This is a genomic window from Bradyrhizobium sp. HKCCYLRH1034 (genome assembly GCF_051168375.1).
In the GTDB taxonomy this organism is placed as follows: Bacteria; Pseudomonadota; Alphaproteobacteria; order Rhizobiales; family Xanthobacteraceae; genus Bradyrhizobium.
The window spans coordinates 472,452-498,542 of the sequence record NZ_JBNPUW010000002.1; the positions used below are offsets into that span (position 1 = coordinate 472,452).

The 26,091-nt window shown below is 66.9% G+C and carries 23 protein-coding genes and 1 riboswitch; of the genes, 12 read left to right on the plus strand and 11 right to left on the minus strand.

All coding sequences use genetic code 11. The features are described from left to right. Nucleotides 1–69: 69 nt before the first annotated feature. The 6 genes from thiC to ACQR0W_RS06025 all read right to left on the minus strand — a co-directional run bounded on the left by thiC (nucleotide 70) and on the right by ACQR0W_RS06025 (nucleotide 5,947). Nucleotides 70–1,971, minus strand: a complete 1,902-nt coding sequence (gene thiC, locus ACQR0W_RS06000) for a phosphomethylpyrimidine synthase ThiC (protein WP_316171687.1) — start codon at nucleotides 1,969–1,971, stop codon at nucleotides 70–72. Nucleotides 1,972–2,295: 324 nt separating this feature from the next. Further along, a complete protein-coding gene (locus ACQR0W_RS06005) occupies nucleotides 2,296–2,904 on the minus strand; it encodes a thiamine phosphate synthase (RefSeq protein WP_315717820.1) in 609 nt (202 codons plus the stop codon). Next, nucleotides 2,891–3,673 (minus strand): thiazole synthase, encoded by a 783-nt coding sequence (locus ACQR0W_RS06010; protein WP_315717819.1) that lies wholly within the window; start codon nucleotides 3,671–3,673, stop codon nucleotides 2,891–2,893. The genes ACQR0W_RS06005 and ACQR0W_RS06010 overlap by 14 nt, the downstream gene beginning before the upstream one ends. A gap of 103 nt (nucleotides 3,674–3,776) precedes the next feature. Further along, entirely contained in the window at nucleotides 3,777–3,974 is a 198-nt protein-coding gene (gene thiS / locus ACQR0W_RS06015; protein ID WP_315750253.1) for a sulfur carrier protein ThiS, read from the minus strand. Further along, the gene (locus ACQR0W_RS06020) at nucleotides 3,965–4,978 is read right to left on the minus strand and encodes an FAD-dependent oxidoreductase (RefSeq protein WP_316171688.1); all 1,014 of its coding nucleotides are present in this window, start codon (nucleotides 4,976–4,978) and stop codon (nucleotides 3,965–3,967) included. The genes thiS and ACQR0W_RS06020 overlap by 10 nt, the downstream gene beginning before the upstream one ends. Beyond that, nucleotides 4,966–5,076, minus strand: a riboswitch (TPP riboswitch). (Overlaps the previous gene by 13 nt.) 79 nt (nucleotides 5,077–5,155) lie before the next feature. Continuing rightward, nucleotides 5,156–5,947 (minus strand): lytic transglycosylase domain-containing protein, encoded by a 792-nt coding sequence (locus ACQR0W_RS06025; RefSeq protein ID WP_316171689.1) that lies wholly within the window; start codon nucleotides 5,945–5,947, stop codon nucleotides 5,156–5,158. A 216-nt stretch (nucleotides 5,948–6,163) separates the two neighbouring features. Between ACQR0W_RS06025 and ACQR0W_RS06030 the strand changes: the two genes are divergently transcribed. The 3 genes from ACQR0W_RS06030 to ACQR0W_RS06040 all read left to right on the plus strand — a co-directional run bounded on the left by ACQR0W_RS06030 (nucleotide 6,164) and on the right by ACQR0W_RS06040 (nucleotide 9,059). After that, a complete protein-coding gene (locus ACQR0W_RS06030) occupies nucleotides 6,164–7,678 on the plus strand; it encodes a hypothetical protein (RefSeq protein WP_316171690.1) in 1,515 nt (504 codons plus the stop codon). A 122-nt stretch (nucleotides 7,679–7,800) separates the two neighbouring features. Continuing rightward, nucleotides 7,801–8,067: a hypothetical protein gene (locus ACQR0W_RS06035; protein ID WP_410051260.1), complete on the plus strand. Its 267-nt coding sequence runs from the start codon at nucleotides 7,801–7,803 to the stop codon at nucleotides 8,065–8,067. 461 nt (nucleotides 8,068–8,528) lie between these two features. After that, nucleotides 8,529–9,059, plus strand: coding sequence for a PRC-barrel domain-containing protein (locus ACQR0W_RS06040; RefSeq protein WP_315750256.1), 531 nt, complete (start codon nucleotides 8,529–8,531; stop codon nucleotides 9,057–9,059). A 68-nt stretch (nucleotides 9,060–9,127) separates the two neighbouring features. Here the strand turns inward: ACQR0W_RS06040 and ACQR0W_RS06045 are convergent, their stop codons facing one another. From ACQR0W_RS06045 to ACQR0W_RS06060, 4 genes are all read right to left on the minus strand, one after another. Further along, nucleotides 9,128–10,540, minus strand: a complete 1,413-nt coding sequence (locus tag ACQR0W_RS06045) for an ATP-binding protein (RefSeq protein ID WP_316167587.1) — start codon at nucleotides 10,538–10,540, stop codon at nucleotides 9,128–9,130. Between the two features lie 24 nt (nucleotides 10,541–10,564). After that, the gene (locus ACQR0W_RS06050) at nucleotides 10,565–11,305 is read right to left on the minus strand and encodes a response regulator (RefSeq protein WP_315717811.1); all 741 of its coding nucleotides are present in this window, start codon (nucleotides 11,303–11,305) and stop codon (nucleotides 10,565–10,567) included. 319 nt (nucleotides 11,306–11,624) lie between these two features. Continuing rightward, entirely contained in the window at nucleotides 11,625–13,262 is a 1,638-nt protein-coding gene (locus ACQR0W_RS06055) for a DUF4403 family protein (protein WP_316171691.1), read from the minus strand. 253 nt (nucleotides 13,263–13,515) lie between these two features. After that, nucleotides 13,516–14,214: a L,D-transpeptidase gene (locus tag ACQR0W_RS06060; protein WP_315717809.1), complete on the minus strand. Its 699-nt coding sequence runs from the start codon at nucleotides 14,212–14,214 to the stop codon at nucleotides 13,516–13,518. 357 nt (nucleotides 14,215–14,571) lie between these two features. Here ACQR0W_RS06060 and ACQR0W_RS06065 point away from each other — a divergent pair, with 357 nt between their 5' ends. The 3 genes from ACQR0W_RS06065 to ACQR0W_RS06075 all read left to right on the plus strand — a co-directional run bounded on the left by ACQR0W_RS06065 (nucleotide 14,572) and on the right by ACQR0W_RS06075 (nucleotide 17,146). Continuing rightward, the gene (locus tag ACQR0W_RS06065) at nucleotides 14,572–15,627 is read left to right on the plus strand and encodes a glycosyltransferase family 4 protein (protein ID WP_316171692.1); all 1,056 of its coding nucleotides are present in this window, start codon (nucleotides 14,572–14,574) and stop codon (nucleotides 15,625–15,627) included. Between the two features lie 51 nt (nucleotides 15,628–15,678). Further along, entirely contained in the window at nucleotides 15,679–16,368 is a 690-nt protein-coding gene (locus tag ACQR0W_RS06070) for a class I SAM-dependent methyltransferase (RefSeq protein WP_315717807.1), read from the plus strand. Between the two features lie 145 nt (nucleotides 16,369–16,513). Beyond that, nucleotides 16,514–17,146, plus strand: coding sequence for a hypothetical protein (locus ACQR0W_RS06075; RefSeq protein WP_315717806.1), 633 nt, complete (start codon nucleotides 16,514–16,516; stop codon nucleotides 17,144–17,146). Between the two features lie 291 nt (nucleotides 17,147–17,437). Here ACQR0W_RS06075 and ACQR0W_RS06080 read toward each other — a convergent pair whose 3' ends face one another. After that, complete coding sequence (locus tag ACQR0W_RS06080; protein WP_409998622.1) at nucleotides 17,438–19,102, minus strand: aminotransferase class III-fold pyridoxal phosphate-dependent enzyme; 1,665 nt, start codon at nucleotides 19,100–19,102, stop codon at nucleotides 17,438–17,440. A gap of 35 nt (nucleotides 19,103–19,137) precedes the next feature. Here ACQR0W_RS06080 and asd point away from each other — a divergent pair, with 35 nt between their 5' ends. The 6 genes from asd (at nucleotide 19,138) to ACQR0W_RS06110 (ending at nucleotide 26,085) form a co-directional block, all read left to right on the plus strand. Then, on the plus strand, nucleotides 19,138–20,013 hold the full coding sequence (asd, locus tag ACQR0W_RS06085; protein ID WP_316171693.1) for an archaetidylserine decarboxylase: 876 nt from the start codon (nucleotides 19,138–19,140) through the stop codon (nucleotides 20,011–20,013). A 115-nt stretch (nucleotides 20,014–20,128) separates the two neighbouring features. Beyond that, nucleotides 20,129–21,124 carry an NUDIX domain-containing protein gene (locus ACQR0W_RS06090; RefSeq protein WP_315827100.1) on the plus strand — a complete coding sequence of 332 codons (996 nt, stop codon included), beginning with the start codon at nucleotides 20,129–20,131 and terminating at the stop codon, nucleotides 21,122–21,124. 153 nt (nucleotides 21,125–21,277) lie between these two features. Further along, entirely contained in the window at nucleotides 21,278–21,793 is a 516-nt protein-coding gene (locus ACQR0W_RS06095; protein ID WP_316171694.1) for a (2Fe-2S)-binding protein, read from the plus strand. Continuing rightward, entirely contained in the window at nucleotides 21,790–22,806 is a 1,017-nt protein-coding gene (locus ACQR0W_RS06100) for an FAD binding domain-containing protein (protein WP_316171695.1), read from the plus strand. The genes ACQR0W_RS06095 and ACQR0W_RS06100 overlap by 4 nt, the downstream gene beginning before the upstream one ends. Nucleotides 22,807–22,810: 4 nt before the next feature. Beyond that, nucleotides 22,811–25,015 (plus strand): xanthine dehydrogenase family protein molybdopterin-binding subunit, encoded by a 2,205-nt coding sequence (locus ACQR0W_RS06105; protein WP_434840602.1) that lies wholly within the window; start codon nucleotides 22,811–22,813, stop codon nucleotides 25,013–25,015. A 176-nt stretch (nucleotides 25,016–25,191) separates the two neighbouring features. Beyond that, entirely contained in the window at nucleotides 25,192–26,085 is an 894-nt protein-coding gene (locus ACQR0W_RS06110; protein WP_409977982.1) for a DUF3313 domain-containing protein, read from the plus strand. Nucleotides 26,086–26,091 lie beyond the last annotated feature (6 nt).

Consider the following 26,091-nt stretch of genomic DNA (forward strand, 5'->3'; position numbering starts at 1 on the left):
CGCCCGGCTTCGATGGGTGGCCGGGTCAAGCCCGGCCATGACGACGGAGAGAGTGGAACTGAGCGGGCTTCAGGACAACGCCTTGTTGCTCTCCTTCACCTTCTCCGCATCCAGATACACGCTGCCGCCCATTTCCTTGAACTTGGCGCTCATCTGGGCCATGCCGTCCTCGATGGTGCCGCTGATGGTCATGCCGACGGTGGCTGGATCATTCAGCGTCGCGGCGTAGTCGCGGACGTCCTGGGTGATCTTCATCGAGCAGAATTTCGGGCCGCACATCGAGCAGAAATGCGCGACCTTGTGGGCTTCCTTCGGCAAGGTCTCGTCGTGGAAGCTCTTGGCCGTGTCCGGGTCGAGGCCGAGGTTGAACTGGTCGGTCCAGCGGAACTCGAAGCGGGCGCGGGAGAGGGCGTCGTCGCGCAGTTGCGCTGCGGGATGGCCCTTGGCGAGATCGGCGGCGTGGGCGGCGATCTTGTAGGTGATGACGCCGGTCTTGACGTCGTTGCGATCGGGCAGGCCGAGATGCTCCTTCGGCGTCACGTAGCACAGCATGGCGCAGCCGAACCAGCCGATCATGGCTGCACCGATGCCTGACGTGATGTGGTCGTAGCCCGGCGCGATGTCGGTGGTCAGCGGCCCCAGCGTATAGAACGGCGCCTCGCCGCACTCCTTGAGCTGCTTGTCCATGTTGATCTTGATCTTGTGCATCGGCACGTGGCCGGGGCCCTCGATCATGACCTGGCAGCCCTTGTCCCAGGCGATCTTAGTCAGCTCGCCGAGGGTTTCCAATTCGGCGAACTGGGCGCGGTCGTTGGCATCCGCGATCGAGCCGGGACGCAGGCCGTCGCCGAGCGAGAACGAGACGTCATACTTGCGCATGATGTCGCAGATCTCCTCGAAATGCGTATAGAGGAAGCTTTCCTTGTGATGCGCGAGGCACCACTTCGCCATGATCGAGCCGCCGCGCGAGACGATGCCGGTGACGCGGCTCGCGGTGAGGTGGATGTAGGCGAGACGCACGCCGGCGTGGATGGTGAAGTAGTCGACGCCCTGCTCGCACTGCTCGATCAGGGTGTCCTTGTAGAGCTCCCAGGTCAGCGCGACCGGATCGCCGTTGCACTTCTCCAGCGCCTGGTAGATCGGCACGGTGCCGATCGGCACCGGCGAGTTGCGCAGGATCCATTCGCGGGTGGTGTGGATGTTGCGGCCCGTCGAGAGGTCCATCACGGTGTCGGCGCCCCAGCGGATCGCCCACACCATCTTGTCCACTTCCTCTTCAACGGAAGATGTCACCGCCGAGTTGCCGATATTGGCGTTGATCTTGGTGAGGAAGTTGCGGCCGATGATCATCGGCTCCAACTCGGCATGGTTGATGTTGCAGGGAATGATGGCGCGGCCACGCGCGATCTCGTCGCGCACGAACTCCGGGGTGATGAAGGCGGGCACGGATGCGCCAAAACTCTCGCCGTCGGCAAGCGCAGCTTCGGCGCGCTCGAGCTGGGTCTTGCGGCCGAGATTCTCGCGCGCGGCGACGTAGATCATCTCCTTGGTGACGATGCCGGCGCGGGCGAATTCGAGCTGGGTGATCTTGTGGCCGTCGAGGCCGCGCAGCGGCTTGTGATGCGCGGTGAACGACTTTGCGGCCTTGTCGGCGCCGACATTGCCGTTGTCCTCGGGCTTGATGTCGCGGCCTTCGTACTCCTCGACGCCGCCACGCTCGCGCACCCAGGCGGTGCGGGCGCGCGACAGGCCGGCGTTGACGTCGATCGTCACAGTCGGATCGGTGTAGGGACCGGAGGTGTCGTAGACCGGCAGGTTCGGCTCGGAGGCCGCTTCCGAGAGGATGATCTCGCGCAGCGGCACGCGCAGGTCGGGCGCGGAGTCCGGCGTTGCGTAGATCTTGCGCGAGGACGGCAGCGGGCCGGTGGTGACGGCGGGCAGGGTGGTGTCGGGATTGGAGCGGATGTTCATGGGATCCTCCTTCTCAATTGTTGTTATTCCGGCCAAAGCGCCCGGCGTTCAGAGGCGATGTGTTGGCGGGAGGTCTTGCGGCGAGTGCAGTGCGCCCCCCTCCCCCTTGCGGGGAGGGGTTGGGGGTGGGGGTGCCCGGAATGCGATGCTGATGAGTGGGCGATTCCTTAGAGCTGCAGCGTGCCGGACGTGACGTCACATGGAGAGCTGTGCGCGTGGACCCCCACCCCCGACCCCTCCCCGCAAGGGGGAGGGGGGCACACCGCGTTCGCGGAGGTGATCTCCTGCAACAATTCTCAGACGCATTCGCAAAATCCGCGCGCATCATGCCGGCTCCTTGGTCGCATCGAGCCACGCGCGGACGCGGGCGTCGGGGTCGGGGTTCTGCGTCACGTCGCTGACGACGGCGATGGAGTCGGCGCCGGCGGCGAAGATCTCCGCGGCCTGCTCCAGCTTGATGCCGCCGATCGCGACCAGCGGGATGGTGCCGACACGCTTCTTCCACTCGCCGATCTTCGCGATGCCCTGCGGGGCGAAGCGCATCGCCTTCAGCGTCGTCGGGAAGATCGGCCCCAACGCGACATAGTCGGGCTTGGCGGCGAGCGCGGTCTCCAGCTCGGCATCGTCATGCGTCGAGAGGCCGAGCGTCAGGCCGGCCTCCTTGATCGCGGCGACGTCGGCGTCGGCGAGGTCCTCCTGGCCGAGATGGAGGTGCTGCGCGCCGGCAACGATCGCGGCGCGCCAGTAGTCGTTGACGATCAGCTTCGTCGCCGTGCCCTTGGTGATCGCCAGCGCGTCGGTGACGATCTGCAGCGCCTCGCCGTCGTTGAGGTCCTTCGCGCGCAGCTGCACGGTGCCGACGCCGAGCCTGGTCAGGCGCTCGACCCAGGCGAGGCTGTCGACGACGGGATAGAAGCGATCAGGATACGGCATGCCAGAACGGTGTCCCAACGACAGGGGTGGAGGGCGAGGCGAAATCGCGGGCGTCCATCAGCCCGGCCTCGTAGGCGGTGCGGCCGGCTTCGACCCCGAGCCGGAAGGCGCGGGCCATCGCCACCGGGTCGGCAGCCTTGGCAATCGCCGTGTTGAGCAGCACGGCGTCGTAGCCGAGCTCAAGTGCTTCCGCCGCGTGGCTCGGCGCGCCCAGGCCGGCGTCGACCACCAGGGTGATATCGGGCAGGCGGTCGCGCAGCAGCTTCAGCGCGTCGCGGTTGATGATGCCCTTGGCCGAGCCGATCGGCGCCGCCCAGGGCATCACGACCTTGCAGCCGGCATCGACCAGCCGCATCGCGACCGTGAGATCCTCGGTGCAGTAGGGGAACACCTCGAAACCGTCCTTGATCAGGATATCAGCGGCTTCGACGAGACCAACCACGTCGGGCTGCAGGGTGTCGTTGTCGCCGATCACTTCGAGCTTGATCCAGCTCGTGCCGAACAATTCGCGCGCGAGCTTCGCCGTCGTCACCGCCTCGCGCACGCTGCGGCAGCCGGCGGTGTTCGGCAGCACGGTGACATCGAGCGCGTTGATCAGCTTCCAGAACGCATCGCCGGTCTTTCCGCCGGCGGCCTCGCGCCGCAGCGACACGGTGACGATCTGCGCGCCCGAGGCGCGGATCGCGTCCTGCATGATCGCAGGCGAGGGGTAGAGCGCGGTGCCGATCAGCAGGCGGGAGGCGAAAGTCTTGTCGTAGAAGGTGGGCATCAATGGTCTCCGTCATGTCGGACGGTGGTCGCCGCAACGAAGCCTGTCATCCCCGCGAAAGCCGGCGATGACAGTGGTGGTTGTGGCGCGAGCTCCATGAGCATCACCCTCCCTGCCGGGGGGTGATGATCTCGATCTCGTCGCCGGTCTTGAGCTGCGTCTCGGCCCAGCGACTCTTCGGCACCACGTCGTAGTTCAGCGCGATCGCGAAATGGGTGCCTTCGTAGTCGAGCTCGGAGAGCAGCGCGGCGACGCTGGTCGCGCTGATGTCGCGGGCCTCGCCATTAACGGTCACGCGCATCGCATCACCTCGTTGTCGATCTGGCCGTGCGCGAGATAGTTCAAGGTCGCCTGCGCCAGCGCCGGCGCGATCAGGAAGCCGTGGCGGTAGAGGCCGTTGACGCGGATCTCGCGCTCGCCCTTGATGGTGATGCGCGGCAGATTGTCGGGATAGGCCGGCCTGAGCCCCGAGCCGAATTCGAGGATGCGCGCCTCGCCGAACGCCGGATGCACCGAGTAGGCGGCACCGAGCAATTCCAGCGCCGAGCGCAGGCTGACGCCGGTGTCCTCGGCCTCGAGCGAGGTCGCCCCGAGCATGAACAGGTTGTCCTCGCGCGGGATCAGATAGAGCGGGAAGCGCGGATGCATCAGCCGCACGGGCCGCGCGAGCTGCACCTCGGCGATCTCGATCAGGATCATCTCGCCCTTGACGCCGCGCAGCTCGGGCTCGGCGTCGCGCGCCTCCAGCCCGCGGCAGTCGATCACGAGGCCGTCGAGATCGTCAGCCGTGACGTCGCTGTTGAACAGCACGCGGCCGCCAGCCTCGACGATGCGCTGATGCAGCTTCGGCAGCACGCGGCGTGGCTCGACATGGCCCTCGGTCGGATAGAACAGGCCCTCGCGGAAGCGGCCCTCCAGCGACGGCTCCAACGCCGCAAGCTGCTGCGCGTCGAGCCGCTGATAGCCGGAGGTGCGGCGGGCGAAGCGGTCGTAGTCGGCGCGGTCGCGGGCATGCGCGATCACCAGCGAACCGTTGAACGGCGTGTCCGGCAGCTCGCGCCGCCAGATGTCGAGCGAGGCGAGCCCGAGCCGACTGATGATCGGCTCGGCGACCTCGCTCTCGCAATAAGGCGCCAGCATGCCGCCGGCCCAATGGCTGGTGGAGAGCATCAGATCGGCGTCGCTGCGCTCGTGCAGCGTGACCTCGCGGCCCGCGCGCGCGAGCAGCAAGGCTTGCCAGGCACCCGCGATGCCCGCACCGATGATGGAAACGGGGACATCCCCGCGCGTGGTTGTCTGCTGCATCCCTGTCCCTTCGCCGGCATGACCCGGATCAGGTTCAAAGGGTCACCGCATCACGCTGCGGTATCTCAGCTCCCCTCGGAGCTCCCCTCGGAACGCACTTAAAATAGACCGATATCCCCCCGTGTCAACGGAGTGTCACGGAAAGACAAAGCCGGTGGCCCTTGGAACCAATGGCGATCAGTGCGCCCGCGCGTGGCGGCCGGTTGCAATCTTCGGGGTGATGTCGAGCGGGCCGCTCGTCCGCTCGGAGCGGCCGGCGGGCCGCGCGTCCGCCAGGCGCTGCCGCTTGGCCTCCTCGTAGTAGCCCCTGGCGAAGTAGAGCACGGCGCGGTCGTGATCGCCGCGGGCGGCACGGTAGGCGCCGGCGAGATAGCGCACGCCATAGGTGAGATTGGTGTTCGGATCGTGCAGGCCCTGTGCGTCGCCGGTGTAGCCCAGGCCGCGCGCGGTGCCGAGCTTGATCTGCATCAGGCCGATGCAGCCGCAGCGGCCGACCAGGTCCTTCTGGTATTTGCTCTCGCGCACGATGACGCGGTGGATCAGCGATTCCGGAATGTTGTTGGCGGCGGCGTGCACCGCCACCAGCGCGTCGATGTGCGGATGGCCGGTGTCGATGTGGCGCGGCTTGGCCTCGGCCGCCTTGCGCTCGGCCTCGCGGGGCTCGGCCGCAGCGGCCGGGATGGCATCGGTGTCGGCGGGGGCTGAGGCATTGGCGTCCATCGGCGGCGAGGTGTCGGCGCTGCTGACGGCCTCGATCGCCTCGACCTCGCGCGCGGCCTTGGTCACCGCGCTGCGTGCCGCCAGCTCCCTGGTTCCGTCAGAGCGGACATGGGCGAGCTTGACCTTGCCGGCCTTCGGTTTGGCTGCACTGTCCGATGCGGTGCTCGCATCATCGGCAGCCATTGCGAACGGCACGGGACCAGCCATTGCGAAGCCTGCGATGCAGGCCGTCAGCACAAGACGTCTCATGTGTCAGGATCCCCCGGGAACCACACGCATGCCGAGTAGCCCCCCAGCACGCGCTTTACACTTTGCACACCGTAATTGGCGCGAACGCCGGGCGATAATGTGGCAACAATGGGGCGAAGACGCCGGGCCGGGTCCGGATGCGCCGGCGGTTTACCGCGAATTATGCCGTGCATGCTTGGCTGGGCGGAGCAATTCCGCCAACGGGGCCATGCCGCGATGACGCTGTCCGTCACCCACACCGAAGCGACCGCCGGGCGCGCGCAGGCGCTGCTGCCACTATGGGTCGGCGCCGGCGTCTATGCGCTGCTGCTGATCTCCGGCAACCGGCTGCTCAACGATCCCGACACGCTGTGGCAGATCACGGTGGGGCAGTGGATCATCGACCACCGTGCGGTCCCCGAGGTCGACGTCTATTCCTTCACCATGCGCGGCGCGCCTTGGATCTCCACGCAGTGGCTGGCGCAGGTCGCCTATGCGGCCGCTTACACGTTCGCCGGCTGGGCCGGGCCGGTGGTGCTGGCGGCCTCGGCGACCGCGCTGTCCTTCGCGCTGTTCGCGCGCGCCCTCGGCCGGCATCTGCGCGACGCCACGACATTGGTGTTCGTGGTCGCGGCGTTCCTGCTCTGCCTGCCGCATCTGCTGGCGCGGCCGCATGTGCTGGCGTTTCCGATCCTGGTCGCCTGGATCGCCGGACTTGTCGATGCGGCCGATCGCAGGGCCGCGCCGCCATGGCAGCTGGTGCCGCTGATCGCGCTGTGGGCCAATCTGCATGGCGGATTCGTGTTCGGCCTGTTCTTCATCGCGCCCGCCGCGCTCGACGCGCTGGTGAATGCCGATCGCTCGGTCCGCGCCGGCCTGGCGCTGCGCTGGGCCGGGTTTGCCGCGCTCGCGCTGGCGGCGAGCTGCTGCACGCCCTATGGCTGGAATGCGCTGCTGGCGTCGCAGAAGATCCTCTCGCTGGGCCAGGCGCTGCCGCTGATCGTGGAATGGAAGGCGACCGATTTCCAGGGGCTCGGTCCGTTCGAGATCTGCCTGCTGATCGCCATCGGGTTCGCGCTGTTCCATGGTCTGAGGCTGCCTCCGGTGCGGATCCTGATGCTGCTCGGCCTGCTGCACATGGCGCTGGCGCAGGCGCGCGCGGCGGAAATCCTGGCGTTGGTCGGCCCGCTGGTGCTCGCCGCACCGCTGGCGCGGCAGGCGGGCGCGTTGCCCGTGCTGCCGCGGGGGCGCGCGTCGGGAGCGGCGCTGACGGCGGCAGTGATGCTCGCGCTCGGCGCCGGCACGGTCGCCTCGGCTTCGATCCTGAACTACACGCCAAATATGCGCGGCACCCCGGTCGCGGCCGTGACCGAGCTGAAGAAGCTCAACCTCACGCGGGTTCTCAATGACTATGATTTCGGCGGCTACCTGATCTCAGCCGGTGTCGCGCCGTTCATCGACGGCCGCACCGAGCTCTATGGCGAAAAGTTCTTCGTCGATCACAACGCCGCGTCCGGCCTGATGGAGCCGGACAATCTGTTCCGCCTGCTCAAGGACTACGACATCGAGGCGACCCTGCTGCGCACGCAGAGTGCCGCGACCAAGCTGCTCGATCACGTCGACGGCTGGCAGAAGGTTTATGCCGACGACATCGCCACCATCCATCTGCGCAAGGCGGATGCCCGTCATGTCGCGGAACCGGCGGTCTCTCCGGCGGCAATTGAATCAAACGCGTTGATCCCATCTCCGTGAGGTCGGATGTCGCGCGGCATCCCGGCGCGTGCAAAACAACCGCCGCGCGGCTAAGATCAGGGCCGTCAGTTCGACAGCATGCCTGACTCATTCAAGAAGACTGAACAGAGAGGGAGCGCGTCATGGCCGTGAAGGCAGCCGACGATCATTCACCCAGCACCGACCGTTCATTCGATATCGACGCGATGCCATCCACGGTTCGCGTCGTGGATCTGCCGCGCAACAATCCCTGCGCCCAATGTGGCGAGGCGATCGCATTGCCGTCCTGGGTCGAAAAGGATGGCCGCCGCACCGCCTATCTCTGGCACTGCCGCCTCTGCGACTACCGCTACGAAACCATCGCCTTCTATGCCGAGTCCGTCGACGAGAACGGCGCGATGGCAGCGTAGGTGGGTTGGACTGATCGCTGCCAGCCGTTGCAGCGCTGACGGTCGACTCCCTCTCCCTGTTCTTACGGGGGCGCGACGAGCTTCGCTCGCGCTGAGAGGGGGGGAGGGGCAGACGCACGGGAAGCGCCGATGGGGAGATCTGTACCCCCTCACCCGGATTGCATCTGACGATGCAATCCGACCTCACCCCGCAGGCGGGGGAGAGATGAAACCGAGCTAGCAGCAATAGGCTTACACCAGCTCCAGCCAATGTAGACCTGTTAGTCGGGCTCCCGTGCTAGGCGCGGCGGTGCGGCTTGGCGATGTGAGCGACGTCACCGGATCCCCCGAACGTCACAAAGTGACACTGCCGCGGCGCACTGAGGCTGCTTGTCGCGCAGCATGACGAAATCGTGGTTCCCGCGGAACGCCGACTGTCCATTGCCGTTCTCTCGTCACCATCCACCTAGAGGAGACACCACATGATGATGAAGACTGTTGCGGCCGGCCTCGCCGGTTCCCTGCTGCTCGCGACCGCCGCCTTTGCTGCGGAGAGCACCACCACCACAACCAACACCACGATCAAGAGCGACACCACCGTCGCGTCCTATCAGGGCGACTGGCGCAGCTCCAAGCTCGTCGGCGTGAAGGTCTACAACAACAACAACGAGAATGTCGGCTCGATCGACGATCTGCTGATCGACAAGAGCGGCGCAGTCAAGGGCGTCGTGATCGGCGTCGGCGGCTTCCTCGGCATGGGTGAGCACCTCGTCGCTGTCTCGTTCGATCAGGTCAAGTTCTCCGACCAGCCGGTTCAGGCCAACACCGCCTCCAACGCTCCGGCCTCGGGCAAGGCGACCACGCCGCCGGCCACGACGACCGGCGCCGCCACCGGCACTTCGTCATCCTCGTCGATGAGCTCCTCGAAGAATCGCTGGTATCCCGACCATGCGATGATCAACGCCACCAAGGACCAGCTGAAGTCGATGCCCGAGTTCAAGTACTCGGAGTAAACGGCGTCACTGACGTCTAGCTGACTGCCCAAGCGGCGCGCCCGGATCCGTCCGGGCGCGTTCGCGCGTCATGCTGCGGGGCGCAAGGTGGTCTGGCCGAGCGGCAGCTCGATGCGGGCGATCAGTCCGCGTGGCTTGCGATCGTGCAATGACAGCTCGCCGCCATGCGCCTGGACGATCGCCTTCGCGATCGAGAGGCCCAGGCCGAACCCGGTGGCCTGGTCCATGTTGCGGGCATCGTCGCCGCGCACGAAGGGCTCCAGCATGTCGGGCTTGCGCGCATCGGCGATCCCGGGTCCATCATCCTCCACGTCGATCGTCAGGCACTTCCCCGACGCCACCAGTCTGATGACGGTTTCCTTGCCGTACTTCACGGCGTTCTCGACCAGGTTGGTGACCGAACGCATCAGGTCGTCGGGACGCACCGTCGCCATCGCGTGCGCCGGGCCGATATAGGTGACGCTGTGGCCGACATCGGCGAATTGGTCGGCGACGAGCTGCAGGATGCTCGCGATATCGACCAGCGTCATCGGTTCGAGCTTGCGGCCGTTGCGCAGGAATGACAGCACCGAGCCCAGCATCGCATGCATCTGATCGAGATCGGCCAGCATGCGATTGCGCTGCAGCTCGTCCTCGACGAACTCACAGCGCAGCCGCATGCGGGTCAGCGGTGTCCGCAGATCGTGGCTGATGGCCGCCAGCATCTTGGTCCGGTCGTTCATCAGCGCCGTGATGCGTTGGCGCATACGGTTCAGGGCGCGCGCGAGCGACCGGATCTCTTCCGGTCCGCGCTCGGGCAGGGCAGTGGCATCGCCGTCGAGGCTGAAGCTCTCGGCAGCCTTGGCGAAGCTCGACAGCGGTGAGGTCAGCGCGCGGGCCGCCCACAGGCCGAGCAGTGTCGTGCTGATCAGCGCGAACATGATCGTCGTCAGCCATGGGGCGCCCCAGAACGGTGGCCGGTGCGGCCGGTCGGCCATTCGAGCCGAAACCATGTTGCCATCGGGCAGAGCGAAGATGACGGTGCGCGTCTGGGAGCCGGGCGGCGGCATGAAGACGCGATAGCCTGGGCCAAGGCCACGAAAGCCGCCTGGACCGTGAGGCCGTCCGTCGGCGAGCTCCGGAGGGGCCGGGCGGCGCTCGTCGCCACCGGTCCCGGCCTCGACGTCGGGGCCGGCCGGCTCGCGCCGGCGGCCGGAATCACCCGGCAGAGGCCCCACGTGAGGCTTGAGCTCGAACTCAGGATAGGCGCGGGCAATGTCGGAGATCAGTCGAGGCCGTTCGGCAGCGGGCGCGCGTCCAAGAATGCGGATGGCGGTCGCGAGCTGAAGTGGCCCGACTTCGTTTTCGGGGTCGGGCTGCTCGGCGCGATAGATCAGGAACGTCGCCGTGATGATGGCATGGAGCGCCACGATCGAAATGGCGACCAGCGCCGTGATCTGGCCGCGGATTCCCTTGAGGTTGAGCAAGCCGAACGACATCATGACATCGCCATTCGATCGGGCCGGTCAATGGCTTTGCGGGCCAGTCACCACCTCGACGACGGGTGTGAACATGTAGCCGCCGGAGCGCACGGTCTTGATCATGGTGGCCTCCTGCGGGTCCGGCTCGATCTTGCGGCGGATGCGGCTGACCAGCACGTCGATCGAGCGCTCGAACGAGCCGGCGCTGCGGCCCTGCGTCAGGTCGAGCAGGCTGTCGCGCGACAGCACGCGGCCCGGCCGCTCGCAGAAGGTGCGGAGCAGATCGAACTCCGCGCTCGTCATCGCGACGCGTGCGCCTTCGGGATTGCGTAGTTCGCGCAGCCGGAAGTCGATCGTCCAGCCGAGGAAGCTCAGCGCCGTCGCGCCTTCGGTTGCGCTCGCCGTCATCGCGGCCGCCTGCCGGCGCAGCACCGCGTTGATGCGGGCGAGCAGCTCGCGCGGATTGAACGGCTTTGGCAGATAGTCGTCGGCGCCCATCTCCAGTCCGAGGATGCGGTCGACGTCCTCGCCGCGCGCCGTGAGCATGATGATCGGCACCTGCGATTCCGCGCGCAGCTTGCGGCACAAGGTCAGGCCGTCCTCGCCGGGCAGCATGACGTCGAGGATCAGGAGATCGACACGGTGGTCGCCCATGATGCGGGTCATCTCGCGGCCGTCGGTCGCGGTGGTCACGTTGCAGGCATTGTTGCGCAGATATTTCGCGATCAGCGTCCGCGTCTCGCGGTCGTCCTCGACGACAAGAATGTGTGGTTGTGTCTGGGCCATACCGACAAGTGACCTAGAATCGCGGCGTTTTGCGAAGAATTTTGTTACGGAATGTTTCCTGCGACGGGCGCGCGGAAAGGGCCCGACAACGTCTCTCTGCGCCGTGTTGCGGAATTCGTGAGGGCGCGTCAAGCCTCGCGAAACGTATGGCCTCGGGGCCGCCGCACGCTCGCGCGATGCGGCTGCATCCGGCTACCGGAAACGGCGCGGACATTCGTGAGTGTCGCCAGACCAGGTCAGGCCCGATTGAATCATTGCCGGTCGTTGCACGGTCCGCAAACGCGTGCAGCGACGGGATGCGACGTTCCGAAACGGCCCGTCACAGTCCTGGCAATGTATTGACTCGAACCGACATCGTGCCCTCCGCCGAGGCGATCACGCGCAGCACGGTGGCGTCGAAGGCGATGTCGGTCAAAGCGAGGTTGTTGATGTCGGTGTCGACGCGGATGCCGTTCTCGTTCTTCTGCAGTTCGGCGACCGCGGTCGCGATCTTGTCGCGGACATTGTCGGCGAACGGCTTGAGATCGACCACCGACCGCTCCAGCAGCGCGCGTTGCAGATGTGGCACCACGGCGCGCGCGGCGGCGCCGAGCAGGCCGAACGCCGCGTCGGATTCGACGGCGAGCTGCAGGTCGGACAGCCGCAGGATCTGCTGCGCCTGATCGACCATCGGCCGTCCCCAGATGTGCACCGTCGCGTCGGCGCCGAGGCCGAAGAAGCTCTCCTTCTCTTTTCCCTTCACCTGCAGCGAGATCAGCAGCCGGTTGCCGGAGGGCACGACGGTCGCATGCTTCACCGTGACCGCGACCGGGCCGGAGCCGTCCTCGGGGAACGTCCGCCCGGCGAGCTGCGAGTCGACGAGCTTGCTGAGCTCGGTGAATGGGACATCGATCGGAACCGCGACGTTGACGGTGCCCGCGGTGGGCGGAACGATCGTGATCTTGTCCGGGAACGGGCACTCCGGCTTGGTCTCGGCTGCCGTGACCCGGGTCTCCGCCTCGATCCCCATGGTGACGCTGACGACGTTCGCATCGATCGCGGGCTGCGCGGCCAGCGCCCGTGTCGGCTTGATCTCGAGCCAGACGGCGGGCAGTCCCGGCGTGGTGCCCTGAAGCGGCACCGAGCGGCAGGCGCGGGCCCACTGCGCCTGCGCCACGCGCCGCATGGTCGGGTCCTTGCGCAGCCTGTCGCTGAGCGCGCTGAGCTGGTCGTTGACGGTCTTGTCGATGACCGGCTTCATCTGCGCGGGCACGTTGACGCGGGCGCCGGCGACGGTCAGCGCGGTGTCGCCGAGATTGACCTGGGCGGTGAAGTTCGGCTCGACATACCAGGAGGCGGCCAGCCGTGGCCGCATCGCGATCAGGACGTTGCCCTTGATGTCGGCGGTGGCGTTCAGGTTCTTGATGTTGATGCCGCCAATCTGCTTGGCGGCATCCGCACCGAGCAGGCCGCCGATGGCGTCGCCGAGCGCGCCGGTCGCTTTGGCGGACAGCGATCCGGTGACGTTCAGCCGGCCCGAGAGTGGCGTCGCCAGCGACAAAGTGTCCTGGGTGCCGGTGGCGGCGATGGCGCCGCGGGTGACCGTCCAGCCGATGTCGGCATTCTGCAGGATCTGGTTGACGGGGTTGTCGGCCTTGCCGGAGAAATTGCGCGGCGTGGCCTTTTCGGCGGCGTCACGAATCGCGCCGAGCGAGATCGAGACCGGCGTCATGATGATCGAGTTGCGCGTGGCCGGCGGCAGCGGCGGCAGTTGGGTCAGCTGCGGCGCCGGCGTGCTGCCCGAGAACAGAAACACCTCCACGATGATGATGCCGATCAGCACGACGGCGGCAAGGCCGGCGGCGCCGATCAGGATCAGCCGCAGCCGAGGCGGCGAGCGCCGCGGCGGCCGCTGCGTTTTCGGGGCGAGCGGATGCGGCCTGCTCTGCCAATCCGGTCGCGGTGTCGGAAGGTTCATGTCGGATCCACGGACTCCAACTGCCGCGCCGGCCCATGCCGGAAGCGGCGAGATCGCGGTTAATACAAGATTGCCGAGCTTACAGGGCCGGACGGAGGCGCGCCAGGGCAGCCCGTGACGCGGACCATCATCAATCGGCCGTGATGGTGAACGGCGGCATGCGCGCAAAGAAATGACCGCCGCGGCTTTCGGGCCTCGGCGGTCCAGTCAGGGAGGATCCGGGAGAAGGAACGAGCGGTGCGGCCCGCGCAGGTCAGCGGGTCATGCGGCCGAGATCGGCGCGGCGCTCCATCGGCAGCACGATCACCTTGGCGCCGACGCTGACGCGGGCATAGAGGTCGATCACGTCCTGATTGGTCAGGCGGATGCAGCCCGACGACACATGCGTGCCGATCGTCTCGGGCGCGTTGGTGCCGTGAATGCGGTAGACGGTGCCGCCGAGATACATCGCGCGGGCGCCGAGCGGATTGCCGGGACCGCCGGCCATATGACGCGGCAGATAAGGCTGGCGCGCGATCATCTCCGGCGGCGGCGTCCAGTCCGGCCATTCCGCCTTCCTGGTCACCGACTGCACGCCGGACCAGGTAAAGCCGTCGCGGCCCACGCCGATGCCGTAGCGCATCGCCTGGCCGCTGCCGAGCACGTAGTACAAATACTTGTTTGGTGTGTCGATGATGATCGTGCCGGGTGCCTCGCGGGTGGCGTAGCTCACGACCTGGCGGCGCAGGCGCGCGGGCATCTCATAAGCGGTCGCCTCGTCCTCGCGCGGCGTGATCAGTTGCGGCGTCGTTGCCGGCGGCTCGTAGGTCGCCATCGGCGGCGGCAGCAGGAAAGGGAACGGGAGCGGGGCCGGAGGCGCGGCTTGCGTCGGCGTTGCCGCAGCGAACGTACCGACGATCAGCGCAGCGAACAGGATGCGGGATCGCGAACCGACTGTGCCTGACGTGAACATGGACGTCCCCTCGTTTGATCGCTTGGTGCGCGCCGTGCTTGTCTCGACCGGCGTCGTCAAAATCAGTTGCCTGTCATCATTCTCTGCGGCGCATTGACCCGCGCCCGATGCTGCAACTCATAGGGGAGAAAAGTTTCGTTGCGTTTGCGCGCTGCGCGCAAAAAGGTTTCGTCGGCTTAACCGTTTGTTTCATGACGGTTTCACGACAGCAGCCGCGCGGGACAGCCACAGATCGCGGGGAAAACAGCAGTTGGCGGGCAAAAAGACCCTTCGACAGTTCGATGACGTCACACGCCTGAAATAACAATGTCGGAATTTGCGGCTGTTCAGAATCGCTGCAACTTTCCGGATCGCCTTATGCGGATCTTAATCGCAACCGACGCCTGGCACCCGCAGGTCAACGGCGTGGTGCGCACGCTCACCTCGCTGGCTCGCGCGGCCGCCGGCCTCGGCGCCGACATCACCTTCCTCACGCCGGAAGGCTTTCCGTCGTTCGGCGTGCCGACCTATCCGGGCCTGCGGCTCGCCGTGACCAACGGCCGCGAGATCGCCCGGCGCATCGAGGCGGCGGCGCCGGATGCGATCCACATCGCCACCGAAGGCACGATCGGCTGGGCGGTGCGCCGCTACTGCCTGCGCCATGGCCTGCCGTTCACGACGTCCTACACGACGCGCTTTCCGGAGTACGTCGCTGTGCGCACCGGCATTCCCGATGCCGTCGGCTATTGGGTGATGCGCCGCTTCCACGACGCCGCCGCGATGACCATGGTCGCGACCAATTCGCTGAAGCAGGACCTCGCGTCGCGCGGCTTCAAGCGGCTCGGCTTCTGGACCCGGGGCGTCGATACGAAGCTGTTCAATCCGGACGCGCCGGTCGCGCTGGATCTGCCGCGTCCGGTGTTCATGACCGTCGGCCGCGTCGCGGTCGAGAAGAACCTGGAAGCCTTCCTTGCGCTCGACCTGCCGGGCTCGAAGGTGGTGATCGGTAACGGCCCGCAAAAGGCGGAGCTGGAGCGTCGCTTCCCGGCGGCGCATTTCCTCGGCGAGAAGACCGGCAACGATCTGACCGCGCACATGGCGGCCGCCGACGTCTTCGTGTTTCCGAGCCTGACCGATACATTCGGCGTCGTGCAGCTGGAGTCGCTGGCCTGCGGCACGCCGGTCGCGGCCTTCCCCGTCACCGGTCCGCTCGACGTCATCGCCGATCATCCGATCGGGGCGATCGACAGGGACCTGCGCGCCGCCTGCCTGAAGGCGCTGACGATGTCGCGCGAGACCTGTCGGGCATTTGCGCTCGACCGCTCCTGGGAGAACAGCGCGCGCCAGTTCATCGGCAATCTCGCCGTGCTGCAGCCGTCCCGCGTCGTGCGTCCGACACCGGTGGTGGCCGGTCAGAGCGCCGTGCGCGGCTGACGGCGAACTTTGCGTCACTCCATCAATTCCAAACCCAAGTGAGATGTAACGATGGCAGAAACCATGAAGCTCGGCGGCGCGCGGGAGCTCGACTTCGATCGCGAACAGGTCGAGCAGGCCTATGACCGCTGGGCACCGATCTACGACCTCGTGTTCGGCGGCGTGTTCGAGAAGGGCCGCAAGGCCGCGATATCAGCCACGAACAAGCTCGGCGGGCGCGTGCTCGAGGTCGGCGTCGGCACCGGCATCTCGCTGCCGCTCTATGCGCCGCATGTCCGCGTCTTCGGCACCGACATCTCCGAGGCGATGCTCGGCAAGGCGATGCGGCGCGTCGCCGACCAGCGGCTGAAGAACGTCGAGGGTCTCGCGGTGATGGACGCCGAGCAGCTCGACTTTCCCGACGATTCGTTCGACGTCGTTATGGCGCAATATGTCGTCACCGCGGTGCCGAACCCGGAGGTCGCGCTGGACGAGTTCGCGCGCGTGCTGCGCCCGGGCGGCGAACTGATCATCCTGACCCGCGTCAGCGCCGATGACGGCCTGCGCCGGGTGATCGAGCAGGCGCTGCAGCCGGTGGTGCGCCGGCTCGGTTTCCGTACCGCCGAGTTCGGCTGGTCGCGCTACCTGCGCTGGCTCGCCGGCGCCGAGCGCATGGAGCTGGTCGAGCGCCGCCTGATCCCGCCGCTCGGCCATTTCTCGCTGGTCCGCTTCCGCAAGCTGGAGCGTGCCGCCGCGGCCTGAAGCCGCGGCCGCCCTCTACCGCCTCCGCGACGTTCTACGTAGTCCGAAACGTTTCGCTGCGTCCGATCGCATGACATCTTGATGATGTCATGCGATCTACACCGAATCCCTGTACAAGACCTGCAACTCATTCTTCGGAGCAACCATGATCAAGCATTTCCTGGAGCAGCTGCGGATCCAGCGCTGGGACGACCATCGCTACTATCATCACAGCCGTATCAACCAGAGCCTCCACTTCGTCAGCGCGCTCAGCTTCATGATCGCCTATGTGATGATGGTGTTCGACCCGCTGGTCTCGGCGCTGATCGGCTGGCTGGTGTCGATGACCTCGCGCCAGGCGGGCCATTTCTTCTTCGAGCCGAAGGGCTACGACCACGTCAACCAGGCGACCCACGAGCACAAGGAAGAGATCAAGGTCGGCTACAATCTGCAGCGCAAGGTCGTGCTGATGTCGATCTGGGCCGCGGCCCCCGTGGTGCTCTATCTGCAGCCGACCCTGTTCGGCCTGCTGCCGCCCTGGACCTCGGCGATGGAATTCGTGCGCGAGACCGCCAAGCTGTGGCTCGTGATCGGTATCGGCGGCCTGCTGTTCCGCACCATTCATTTGTTCTTCATCCGTGACGTCGAGACCGGGCTGGTCTGGATGACCAAGATCATCACCGACCCGTTCAACGATTTCATGCAGTACCGCGCGGCTCCGCTGGCGCTGCTGCGTGGCGAGCTGATCGACCCCGGCCTGCACCTGATGAACGAAGGCCTCGAAGAGCAGCACGCCTGAGCCGGCTTGAAGCCCAGAGTAAAGCGATGCCCGGGCCGGTCCCGGGCATCGGTGTTTGTGGGGGGCTGTGAGGTGAAATCGAGCGAGCTTGCAGCCATGCGGCACGTGCCACCTTCCCCTGGAGGGGGAGGGGGAGGGTCGACGCGTGCGAAGCGCGCGTCGGGGTGGGGTGATCTCTCCACTTGCTCACCCGCACCTCATGTGCGGACAGGCCGTCACCCCACCCCGGCGCGCATTTCGCTTCGCTCATGCGAGCCGACCCTCCCCCTTCAGGGGAGGGTGGTTGTGCCGTCAGCGCCCGAATGCGGCGCCGAGCATCTCTTTCAGAATCTGGCGCTTGATCGCCTTGTTGGTGAGCGTGCCGTCGTTCCACCACCAGCCGTCCTGCTTCATCTTCTCGGCCGCCGAGACGAAGCGCTTCGTCACCTCGGCAAAATCGGCGTCGGTGTAGTTCAGGCTGAAGATCAAGCGGCCGGTGCCGACCCAGCTCAGCGCCAGGCCCTCGGCACGCAGGTAGTATTGCAGCATCCAATTGTAGCGCGACGGCACGGTGTATTCGACCAGCCAGATCGAATGCATATTGGAGACGCGCACCGGCAGGTCGTGCTCGGCCAGCGCGGCGTTGAGCTGCGCGGCGCGGCCATTCCAGGTTTCATCCAGGCCGTCGTAGATGGCGCGGAGGTTCGGGCTGTCGAGCCGGCTCAGGAACTCGTCCATCGCCGCCATCACATAAGGATGCGAGTTGAAGGTGCCGCGGGCGAAGCAGATGTCGGCCGGGCGGTCGTCGCGGAAGCGGCGCATCAGCTCGCGCTTGCCGCAGACGACGCCGATCGGCAGGCCGCCGCCGAGGCTCTTGCCGTAGGTCACCATGTCGGCCTTGACGCCGAAATACTCCTGGGCGCCGCCCGGCGCGAGCCGGAAGCCGAGGAACACCTCGTCGAACAGCAGCACGATGCCGCGTTCCGTGCAGACCTCGCGCAGCTGCTTCAGCCAGGCGGTGTAGGCTTCGCGGTCGTAGCGACCCTTGCGCGAGGAATCGACCAGCGCCGAGTCGCCGGGCGCATTGCCGTTTGGATGCAGCGCCTGCAGCGGATTGACCAGCACGCAGGCGATGTCGCGCCGCGTGCGCAGGACGTGCAGCGTGCGCTCGGACATCTCGGCCAAGGTGTAGGTCTCGTGCGGCGCGATCGGGTTGCCGACGCCGGGCTGTACGTCGCCCCACCAGCCGTGATAGGCGCCGGCGAAGCGGACCAGATGCGTGCGGCCGGTGTGGTAGCGGGCGAGCCGCACCGCCTGCATCACCGCCTCGGTGCCGGACATGTGGAACGAGACCTCGTCCATGCCGGACAGCTCGGTCAGGCGCTTCACGTTGTCAGCGACGACCGGGTGATAGAGCCCGAGCACCGGGCCGAGCGCGCTCGCGCGCCGCTCGGCAGCCGCGATGCACTCCTTGTAGAAGTCATAGCCGAAGATGTTGACGCCGTAGGAGCCGGTGAGATCGTAGAACCGGTTGCCGTCGAGATCGGTCAGGGTCACGCCGGAGGAAGCCTGCATGAACGAGCCGGCGCCGAGCTGCTCCTTGACCAGACGGCTGTACTGGAACGGGACCCGGTAGCTCTGGGTGAACTGCAGGTCGGAGATGCGGCTTGCGGCTTCCGCCGTCAGCGCGCGGCTCTTGGCGAACTTCTCCTGGAACAGCGCGCCGAGCCGGAAGAAGCCGTCCTGGCGCTTCGTGGCGATCGCCCGCGGTGCGCCGTCGGACCGGAAGAAGTCGTCGATCTCGAACTCATAGCGCGGGATCAGCCTGGAGATCCGGCGCGACATCTTGGAATGGCCCGCCAGCGAGCGGTGCTTGGCGCGCGACAGTTCGATGCGGGCCTTGACCTTCGGGGCCATGGCGGCCGTCACGGCAGCGCCAACGGCGAGCGATACATAAGGAATCGAGTTTTCCATCATGTCCAAAAGCGCTAACCCCTCCTGCTGACAGATTCATGACAGTCAAAAGCCTGATCGCCTCCGTCACCCAACAGGAAGACCTCAACTTCCTGCTCACCAACCGCGTGCCGCGCGCCGCGCTGACCCGCTTCATGGGCTGGTTCTCCAAGATCGAGAACCCGCTCGTCCGGGACGCGTCGATCGCGCTGTGGAAGCTGTTCTCCGACCTCGATCTCTCCGAGGCCAAGGAGAGCCGCTTCAAGAGCCTGCACGCGTGCTTCACGCGCGAGCTGAAGCCCGGCCTGCGGCCGTTCGATCCCGATCCCGCCATCGTCACCAGCCCGTCCGACGGCATCATCGGCGCCCACGGCCGGATCCGCGACGGCGAGCTCTACCAGATCAAGGGCGCGCCCTATTCGCTGCGCGAGCTCGTCGCCGATCCGGCCATGGTCGAGACCCATCGCAACGGCAGCTTCGTCACCTTGCGTCTGACCTCGAGCATGTATCACCGCTTCCACGCGCCGGCCGACATGACGATCGAGCATGTCAGCCTGATCCATGGCGATGTCTGGAACGTCAATCCGATCGCGCTGAAGCGCGTCGAGCGGCTGTTCTGCAAGAACGAGCGCGCGGTGATCCGCACGCATCTTGCCTCCGGCGAGCCGTTCACGATCGTGCCGGTGGCGGCGATCCTGGTGGCGAGTATCCGCCTGCATGCGCTCGACCGCGTATTGAACGCGCAGACCGAGCGACCACTCGCCTATGCCTGTAACAACAATGTGCGCAAGGGGGACGAGCTCGGCTGGTTCGAGCACGGCTCGACCATCATCCTGCTCGCGCCCGGCGACTTCACATTCTGCCGCGATGTGGCGGAAGGCGCCCGCATCCGGGCCGGACAGCCACTGTGGCGCAGGCGCGTCGCCGCCGGATGAATGTCAGGTCCACGCTTGCGGAATCTCGATTTCGGCGTTGCGCAGTCCTATATCGGAGCGTTCAACTGACGAATCAGACCGCGGGAGTTGCGGTCGTTGCGGCTCGGGAGAGGCGATGGCGAGAGCGCCGATCATGGCGGCAGGGGGCATCGTGCTGCGGCGGGAACAGCCGCCGCGCATCGCGGTCGTGCGCCTGCGCAAGCGCGACGAATGGGTGCTGCCGAAGGGCAAGCTCGACGACGGCGAGACGCCGCGCGACGCCGCCAGGCGCGAGGTGCTGGAGGAGACCGGCCACAAGGTCACCGTGCATGAATTCCTCGGCACCCTGGTTTACGATACCGGCACGCGTGCCAAGGTCGTGCACTACTGGCGCATGGAAGCGGCCGGCGAGCCGTCGCAGCCGCTCATGGACGATGTCCGCGCCGTCGACTGGCTGCCGCTCGATGCGGCGGTGGGGCGGCTGTCGCGCGATCATGAGAAGACGTTCCTGGAGACCGTCGGGCCGTACGCGCTCGCAGGCCTGATCCGCAAGACCAAGGCGAAGTCAGCGCCCGAGGTGGCGGCGAAGACCGCCGCTGACAAGAAGCCGGTCGAGAAGGTCGCAGCGGAGACGGCGGCGGTCGCGGCAAAGCCTGCAACCGCCAGGAAGCGCCGCAGCCGGGTCGTGGAGCAGCCCGCCCCAGCGCCGGCTCCGGAGATCGCCGACCTCGCGATCGCCGTGCCGGGCGAGCAGCCCGCCGAAGCCGTGCTCGCGGCTGCGGCGCCCGACCTCGGTCAATCCGAACCGACTGCTTCGGATCCGGCGGCAGTGCCGGTGGAGGCCCACCCGGTCCCGATGGCGGCCGAACCCGCTGCAAGCGAGCGTGAGCCGGCGGACCTCGAGCGTATCGAGGCCGTGGCCGCAGCGATCAAGTCGCTCGTGCCGAGCAAGGCCGCGCCGGATGCCGAAAGCAGCCCGAATAAGGACAGGCCGTCGGACGTGCCGAATGCCGGCGCAGAAGCCGCCGCGCCGCGCGAAGACGTGGCCGCCGCGGATGCGGAGGCGCTGGATGGTGCGCCACGCCGCAGCCTGGCGCAGAAGATGCGGGCGTGGCTCGGCCGCGCCGCCTGAGTCTGGTTGACGAAACGATTGATCGGCAAGCGGTTCTGCCGTGCACATTCTGCGCGTGCCGGCTGAGCAATTCCTGCTGTCCGCTGTTCGAAAATTGCCAAGAACCATTCGCGCCATCGCGGGTTGACGCGGGTCCGTCAACGGAGACCCCGCATGAGCCCGCCGCCACCGCGCCAGAGCGCCGCGTCCACCGCAAAGCCTGCCCCTCTGTCCGTCACGCTTCAGATCAATGGCCAGTCGCACACGCTGTCGGTGGCACCCTGGACCACGCTGCTCGATCTCCTGCGCAATCATCTCGACCTCACCGGCACCAAGAAGGGCTGCGATCACGGCCAATGCGGCGCCTGCACCGTGCTGATCGACGGCCGCCGCGTGCTCTCCTGCCTGACGCTCGCGGTCATGAAAGACGGCGCCGAGATCACGACCATCGAGGGACTCGCCAAGGGTGATGAGCTGCACCCGCTGCAGCAGGCCTTCATCGATCACGACGCCTTCCAATGCGGCTATTGCACGCCGGGCCAGATCTGCTCGGCCGCCGGCCTGATCGCCGAGGGCAGGGCGAAAACGAAGGACGAGATCCGCGAGCTGATGAGCGGCAACATCTGCCGTTGCGGCGCCTATCCGAACATCGTCGGCGCCATCGAACAGGCGATGGGAGGCCGCAGATGAACAATTTCGACTACGCGCGCGCCAGCGATGTCGCCGAGGCCGTCAGGCTCAAGGCGGCGACGCCGGAGGCCAAGTTTATCGCCGGCGGCACCAACCTGATCGACCTGATGAAGTATCACGTCGAGCAGCCGCGTCAGCTGATCGACATCAGCTACCTGCCGCTGACGAATGTGGAGGAGACGAGCGCCGGCGGCGTCAGGATCGGTGCGCTGGTGCCGAACAGCACGCTCGCCTATCACCCCCTCATCGAGAGCCGCTATCCGCTGCTGGCGAGCGCGATCCTCGCCGGCGCATCGGCGCAGCTGCGCAACATGGCCTCGACCGGCGGCAATCTGCTGCAGCGGACGCGCTGCGCCTACTTCTATGACGTCGCCACGCCCTGCAACAAGCGCACGCCCGGCGCCGGCTGCTCGGCGGTCGACGGTCTCAACCGCGGCCATGCCATCCTCGGCGCCAGCGCCGATTGCATCGCGACCCACCCCTCCGACATGTGCGTGGCGCTCGCCGCGCTCGACGCCAAGGTGCAGGTCGCGGGCTCCTCGGGCGAGCGCGTCATCGCCCTTGCGGACTTCCATCGGCTGCCCGGCGACCGGCCGGATCTCGACAACACGCTGCGCGTCGACGAGATCATCACCGCGATCGAGCTGCCCCCGCAGGGCTTCGCCGCGAATCACAGCTATCTGAAGATCCGCGATCGCCTGTCCTACGCATTCGCGCTGGTCTCGGTCGCCGCTGCGCTCGAGCTCGACGGCGGCCGCATCGGCGAGGCGCGCCTGGCGCTCGGCGGCGTCGCCCACAAGCCGTGGCGCAATGAGGCGGCCGAAGCCGCGCTGCGCGGGCAGGCGCCGGATCCCCAGGCGTTCGGCCGCGCTGCGAACATCCTGCTGAGCGATGCGAAAGCCGCCACGCACAACGCCTTCAAGATCCCGCTGGCGCGCCGCGCCATTGTGCGCACCCTGACCCAGGCCGCGAACGCAACGCCCCAGATTCAAGCCATCAAGACCATCCGGTGATGTCATGACAGCTCGCATCGGCACAGCCACCTCCCGCATCGACGGCCGCGCCAAGGTCACCGGTGTCGCCAAATATGCCGCCGAGTTCACCGCGCCCGATCTCGCCTTCGGCGTCGTGGTCAATTCCACCATTCCGAAGGGGCGGATCGTGCGCATCGATACCAGCCGCGCCCAGGCTGTCGACGGCGTCCTCGACGTGCTGACCCACGCCAACCGGGTCAGGATGGCGGACAAGGATGACGCCTATCGCGACGAGGTCGCGCCGGAGGACGGCTCGCCCTATCGTCCGCTTTATGACGACCGGGTGCATTTCAACTACCAGCCGGTGGCGCTGGTCGTCGCCGAGGACGAGGACACCGCGCGTTTCGCGGCGACGCTGGTCGCGGTAGAGTATCTGGCCGAGAGCTTCGCGACCGACCTGCATGCGCGGCGCGAGCAGGCTTTCAAGGTCGACAAGCCGCTCAAGCCGCGCGGCGACGCGACAAAGGCGCTTGCCGGCGCAGCCGTGCGTCACGATGCCGACTATGGCGTCCCGATCGAATATCACAACCCGATGGAGCTCTACGCGTCGACGGTGCTCTGGCGCGACGGCGGCAAGCTCGTGGTCTACGACAAGACCCAGGGCGTGCAGAATGTGCAGCGCTACGTCTGCAGCGTGTTCCAGCTGACGGACGACGACGTCCAGGTGATGTCGCCGTTCGTCGGCGGCGCGTTCGGCTCCGGGCTGCGGCCGCAATACCAAGTGGTGCTCGCCGCCATGGCCGCGCTGAAGCTGAAGCGCGCGGTGCGCGTCGTGCTCAGCCGCGCCCAGATGTATGGCCTGTGCTATCGCCCTGCGACGATCGAGCGGCTGGCGCTCGGCGCCCGTGAGGACGGCACGCTGGCGGCGCTGACGCACGAGGCCGTGGCGATGACCTCGCAGCACGAGGCGTTCTCGCGCAACGACATCGGCTGGGGCGATGTGCTCTACACCTCCGCTACTTCGCGCGCGACGCACCGCCTCGCCAAGCTCGACGTGCCGACGCCCGGCGACATGCGCGCGCCCGGCGCCGCCAGTGGCGTCTACGGGCTGGAATGCGCGATGGACGAGCTCGCCGTCGCGCTGAAGATGGATCCTCTCGAATTGCGCCTGCGCTGCTATTCCGATCGGGATCAGGACAAGGATCTGCCGTTCTCCAGCAAGCGGCTGAAGGAGTGCTATCAGCAGGGCGCCGAGGCGTTCGGCTGGTCGAAGCGCAATCCCGAGCCGCGGTCGATGCGTGACGGCCGAGAACTCGTCGGCTGGGGCATGGCGAGCGGCGCCTGGGAGGCACTGCAGATGCCGTTCGCGACGCGGATCGTGATGACGGCGAATGGACATGTCGAGGTGGCGAGCGCGACCTCCGATATCGGCACCGGCACCTACACGATCATGGCGCAGGTCGCCGCCGACATGCTCGGCGTGCCGCTCGACAGCATCAATGTGAAGCTGGGCGACTCCACGCTGCCCAAGGCGCCGGTGGAGGGAGGTTCGTGGACCGCAGCCTCGATCTCGCATGCGATCGTCAACGCGGCCGATGATATCCGGGCGGAGCTGCTGAAGATCGCGCGCACCATCCCGGGCTCGCCGTTGCAGGGGCTCACCGCCGACGAAGTGACGCTCGCCGATGGCGCCATCGTCGCCATTTCCGATCGCAGCCGGTCGTTGGCGATGTCGGACGTGATGCGTCACGGTGGCAAGGACCGCATCGAGAAGGAGCGCGGCTCGGATTTCGAGGATGACGACAAGCACGCCCACAACACCCACTCGGCGGTTTTCGCCGAAGTGAAGGTCGACGAGGAGCTCGGTGTGATCAGGGTGACGCGTATCGTCAATGCCGTCGCCGCCGGGCGCATCCTCAACACCAAGACGGCTTCGAGCCAGATCATGGGCGGGGTCGTCATGGGCATCGGCATGGCGTTGCACGAAGAAGCCCAAATCGACCAGCGGTTCGGGCGCATCATGAACGCCAACATCGCCGAGTATCACATGCCGGTGAATGCCGACGTTCACGATATCAAGGTGATCTTCGTCGACGAGGAGGATCGCATCATCAACAAGATGGGCATCAAGGGCGTCGGCGAGATCGGCATCGTCGGCGTCGCCGCGGCGATCGCCAACGCGGTCTATCACGCCACCGGAAGGCGCATACGGGATTTGCCGATCACGTTGGACAAGCTGGTGGGGTGAACCGTCTTCTCTCGGCCATAATGGCCCCGGAGCGAGCGGCGCTCGCCACACCGTCTCCCTTGTTGGTGCCGTTTCGAAACATCTCTCCATGCTTCCGCCCCACGCCGTCCGAAATCTCGGAGAAGGATGCGCCGCCCGCGAGAGGGCGATCATCGTGGGCGTGAGGCGGGAGAAGCATGGTCGAGATCGACGTCGCGGCTTTCGTGAGATCCTGTACCCCCGCCACCATCCGCCTGATGATGCTGTGCGCGGCGCTCGGCCTGTCGGGCTGCGCCACGGCGCAGATGACGCAGAGCGGCGCGCTCGCATCCTATCAGTCTCTGGCGGAATCGAACGGCCTGCTCGCCAAGTCGCAGCTCAACGTCGACAAGGACAATGTGCTCGCGGCCCAGACCGTGCGTATCATGCCGACATCCTTCTCGGGCCAGGCCGGCGCGGTGCTGACGGACCAGCAGCGGCAGCTCGTCGCCAATGCCGTCGACCGCGCGCTGTGTCTCAACCTGAGCGAACGCTTCACGGTCGTGGCGCCCAATCAGAGGGCCGATCTGACGACGCGCACCTTCATCACCCAGGCGACGCCGACCGATCCGGTCGCCGCCGGTGCGTCGAAGGTCGTGTCGGCCGTGCCGGGCGCGCTCGGCGTTCCCGTTCCGGTGCCGCGGCTGCCGATCGGGCTCGGCAGTCTCACGATCGAGGCTGAGGCGCTCGACCGCAAGGGCCGGCAGCAGGCCGCAATGGTATGGGCGCGCGGCGCCAATTCGTTCACCAACTCGCCGGTGCTGTCGCAGGCCGGCGATGCCTATGATTTGGCAGGTTCGTTCAGCGCCGATTTCGGCCAGATGCTGGTGACCGGCGAGACCCCGTTCGGAAAGGTGCCGAAGCTGCCGTCGATCGAACGGATCGGCGCGGCGCTCGGCGGCAAGCCGAAGAACGCGGCGTGCGAGGCGTTCGGCAGGGATCCCGGGGTCATCGGCATGGTCGCCAACCGTCTGGGCGCACCGCCGGAATGGGTCGACAAGGGCGCTGTGCCAAGGGACGCACAGGCGAGCACGCAGATCGCGAAGCAGTAGCGGTCA

Coding starts and splice junctions, on each gene's coding strand:
- thiC (WP_316171687.1), bottom strand. CDS start 1,971: ATGAACATCCGCTCCAATCCCGACACCACCCTGCCCGCCGTCACCACC.
- ACQR0W_RS06005 (WP_315717820.1), bottom strand. CDS start 2,904: ATGCCGTATCCTGATCGCTTCTATCCCGTCGTCGACAGCCTCGCCTGG.
- ACQR0W_RS06010 (WP_315717819.1), bottom strand. CDS start 3,673: ATGCCCACCTTCTACGACAAGACTTTCGCCTCCCGCCTGCTGATCGGC.
- thiS (WP_315750253.1), bottom strand. CDS start 3,974: ATGCGCGTGACCGTTAATGGCGAGGCCCGCGACATCAGCGCGACCAGC.
- ACQR0W_RS06020 (WP_316171688.1), bottom strand. CDS start 4,978: ATGCAGCAGACAACCACGCGCGGGGATGTCCCCGTTTCCATCATCGGT.
- ACQR0W_RS06025 (WP_316171689.1), bottom strand. CDS start 5,947: ATGAGACGTCTTGTGCTGACGGCCTGCATCGCAGGCTTCGCAATGGCT.
- ACQR0W_RS06030 (WP_316171690.1), top strand. CDS start 6,164: ATGACGCTGTCCGTCACCCACACCGAAGCGACCGCCGGGCGCGCGCAG.
- ACQR0W_RS06035 (WP_410051260.1), top strand. CDS start 7,801: ATGGCCGTGAAGGCAGCCGACGATCATTCACCCAGCACCGACCGTTCA.
- ACQR0W_RS06040 (WP_315750256.1), top strand. CDS start 8,529: ATGATGATGAAGACTGTTGCGGCCGGCCTCGCCGGTTCCCTGCTGCTC.
- ACQR0W_RS06045 (WP_316167587.1), bottom strand. CDS start 10,540: ATGATGTCGTTCGGCTTGCTCAACCTCAAGGGAATCCGCGGCCAGATC.
- ACQR0W_RS06050 (WP_315717811.1), bottom strand. CDS start 11,305: ATGGCCCAGACACAACCACACATTCTTGTCGTCGAGGACGACCGCGAG.
- ACQR0W_RS06055 (WP_316171691.1), bottom strand. CDS start 13,262: ATGAACCTTCCGACACCGCGACCGGATTGGCAGAGCAGGCCGCATCCG.
- ACQR0W_RS06060 (WP_315717809.1), bottom strand. CDS start 14,214: ATGTTCACGTCAGGCACAGTCGGTTCGCGATCCCGCATCCTGTTCGCT.
- ACQR0W_RS06065 (WP_316171692.1), top strand. CDS start 14,572: ATGCGGATCTTAATCGCAACCGACGCCTGGCACCCGCAGGTCAACGGC.
- ACQR0W_RS06070 (WP_315717807.1), top strand. CDS start 15,679: ATGGCAGAAACCATGAAGCTCGGCGGCGCGCGGGAGCTCGACTTCGAT.
- ACQR0W_RS06075 (WP_315717806.1), top strand. CDS start 16,514: ATGATCAAGCATTTCCTGGAGCAGCTGCGGATCCAGCGCTGGGACGAC.
- ACQR0W_RS06080 (WP_409998622.1), bottom strand. CDS start 19,102: ATGATGGAAAACTCGATTCCTTATGTATCGCTCGCCGTTGGCGCTGCC.
- asd (WP_316171693.1), top strand. CDS start 19,138: ATGACAGTCAAAAGCCTGATCGCCTCCGTCACCCAACAGGAAGACCTC.
- ACQR0W_RS06090 (WP_315827100.1), top strand. CDS start 20,129: ATGGCGAGAGCGCCGATCATGGCGGCAGGGGGCATCGTGCTGCGGCGG.
- ACQR0W_RS06095 (WP_316171694.1), top strand. CDS start 21,278: ATGAGCCCGCCGCCACCGCGCCAGAGCGCCGCGTCCACCGCAAAGCCT.
- ACQR0W_RS06100 (WP_316171695.1), top strand. CDS start 21,790: ATGAACAATTTCGACTACGCGCGCGCCAGCGATGTCGCCGAGGCCGTC.
- ACQR0W_RS06105 (WP_434840602.1), top strand. CDS start 22,811: ATGACAGCTCGCATCGGCACAGCCACCTCCCGCATCGACGGCCGCGCC.
- ACQR0W_RS06110 (WP_409977982.1), top strand. CDS start 25,192: ATGGTCGAGATCGACGTCGCGGCTTTCGTGAGATCCTGTACCCCCGCC.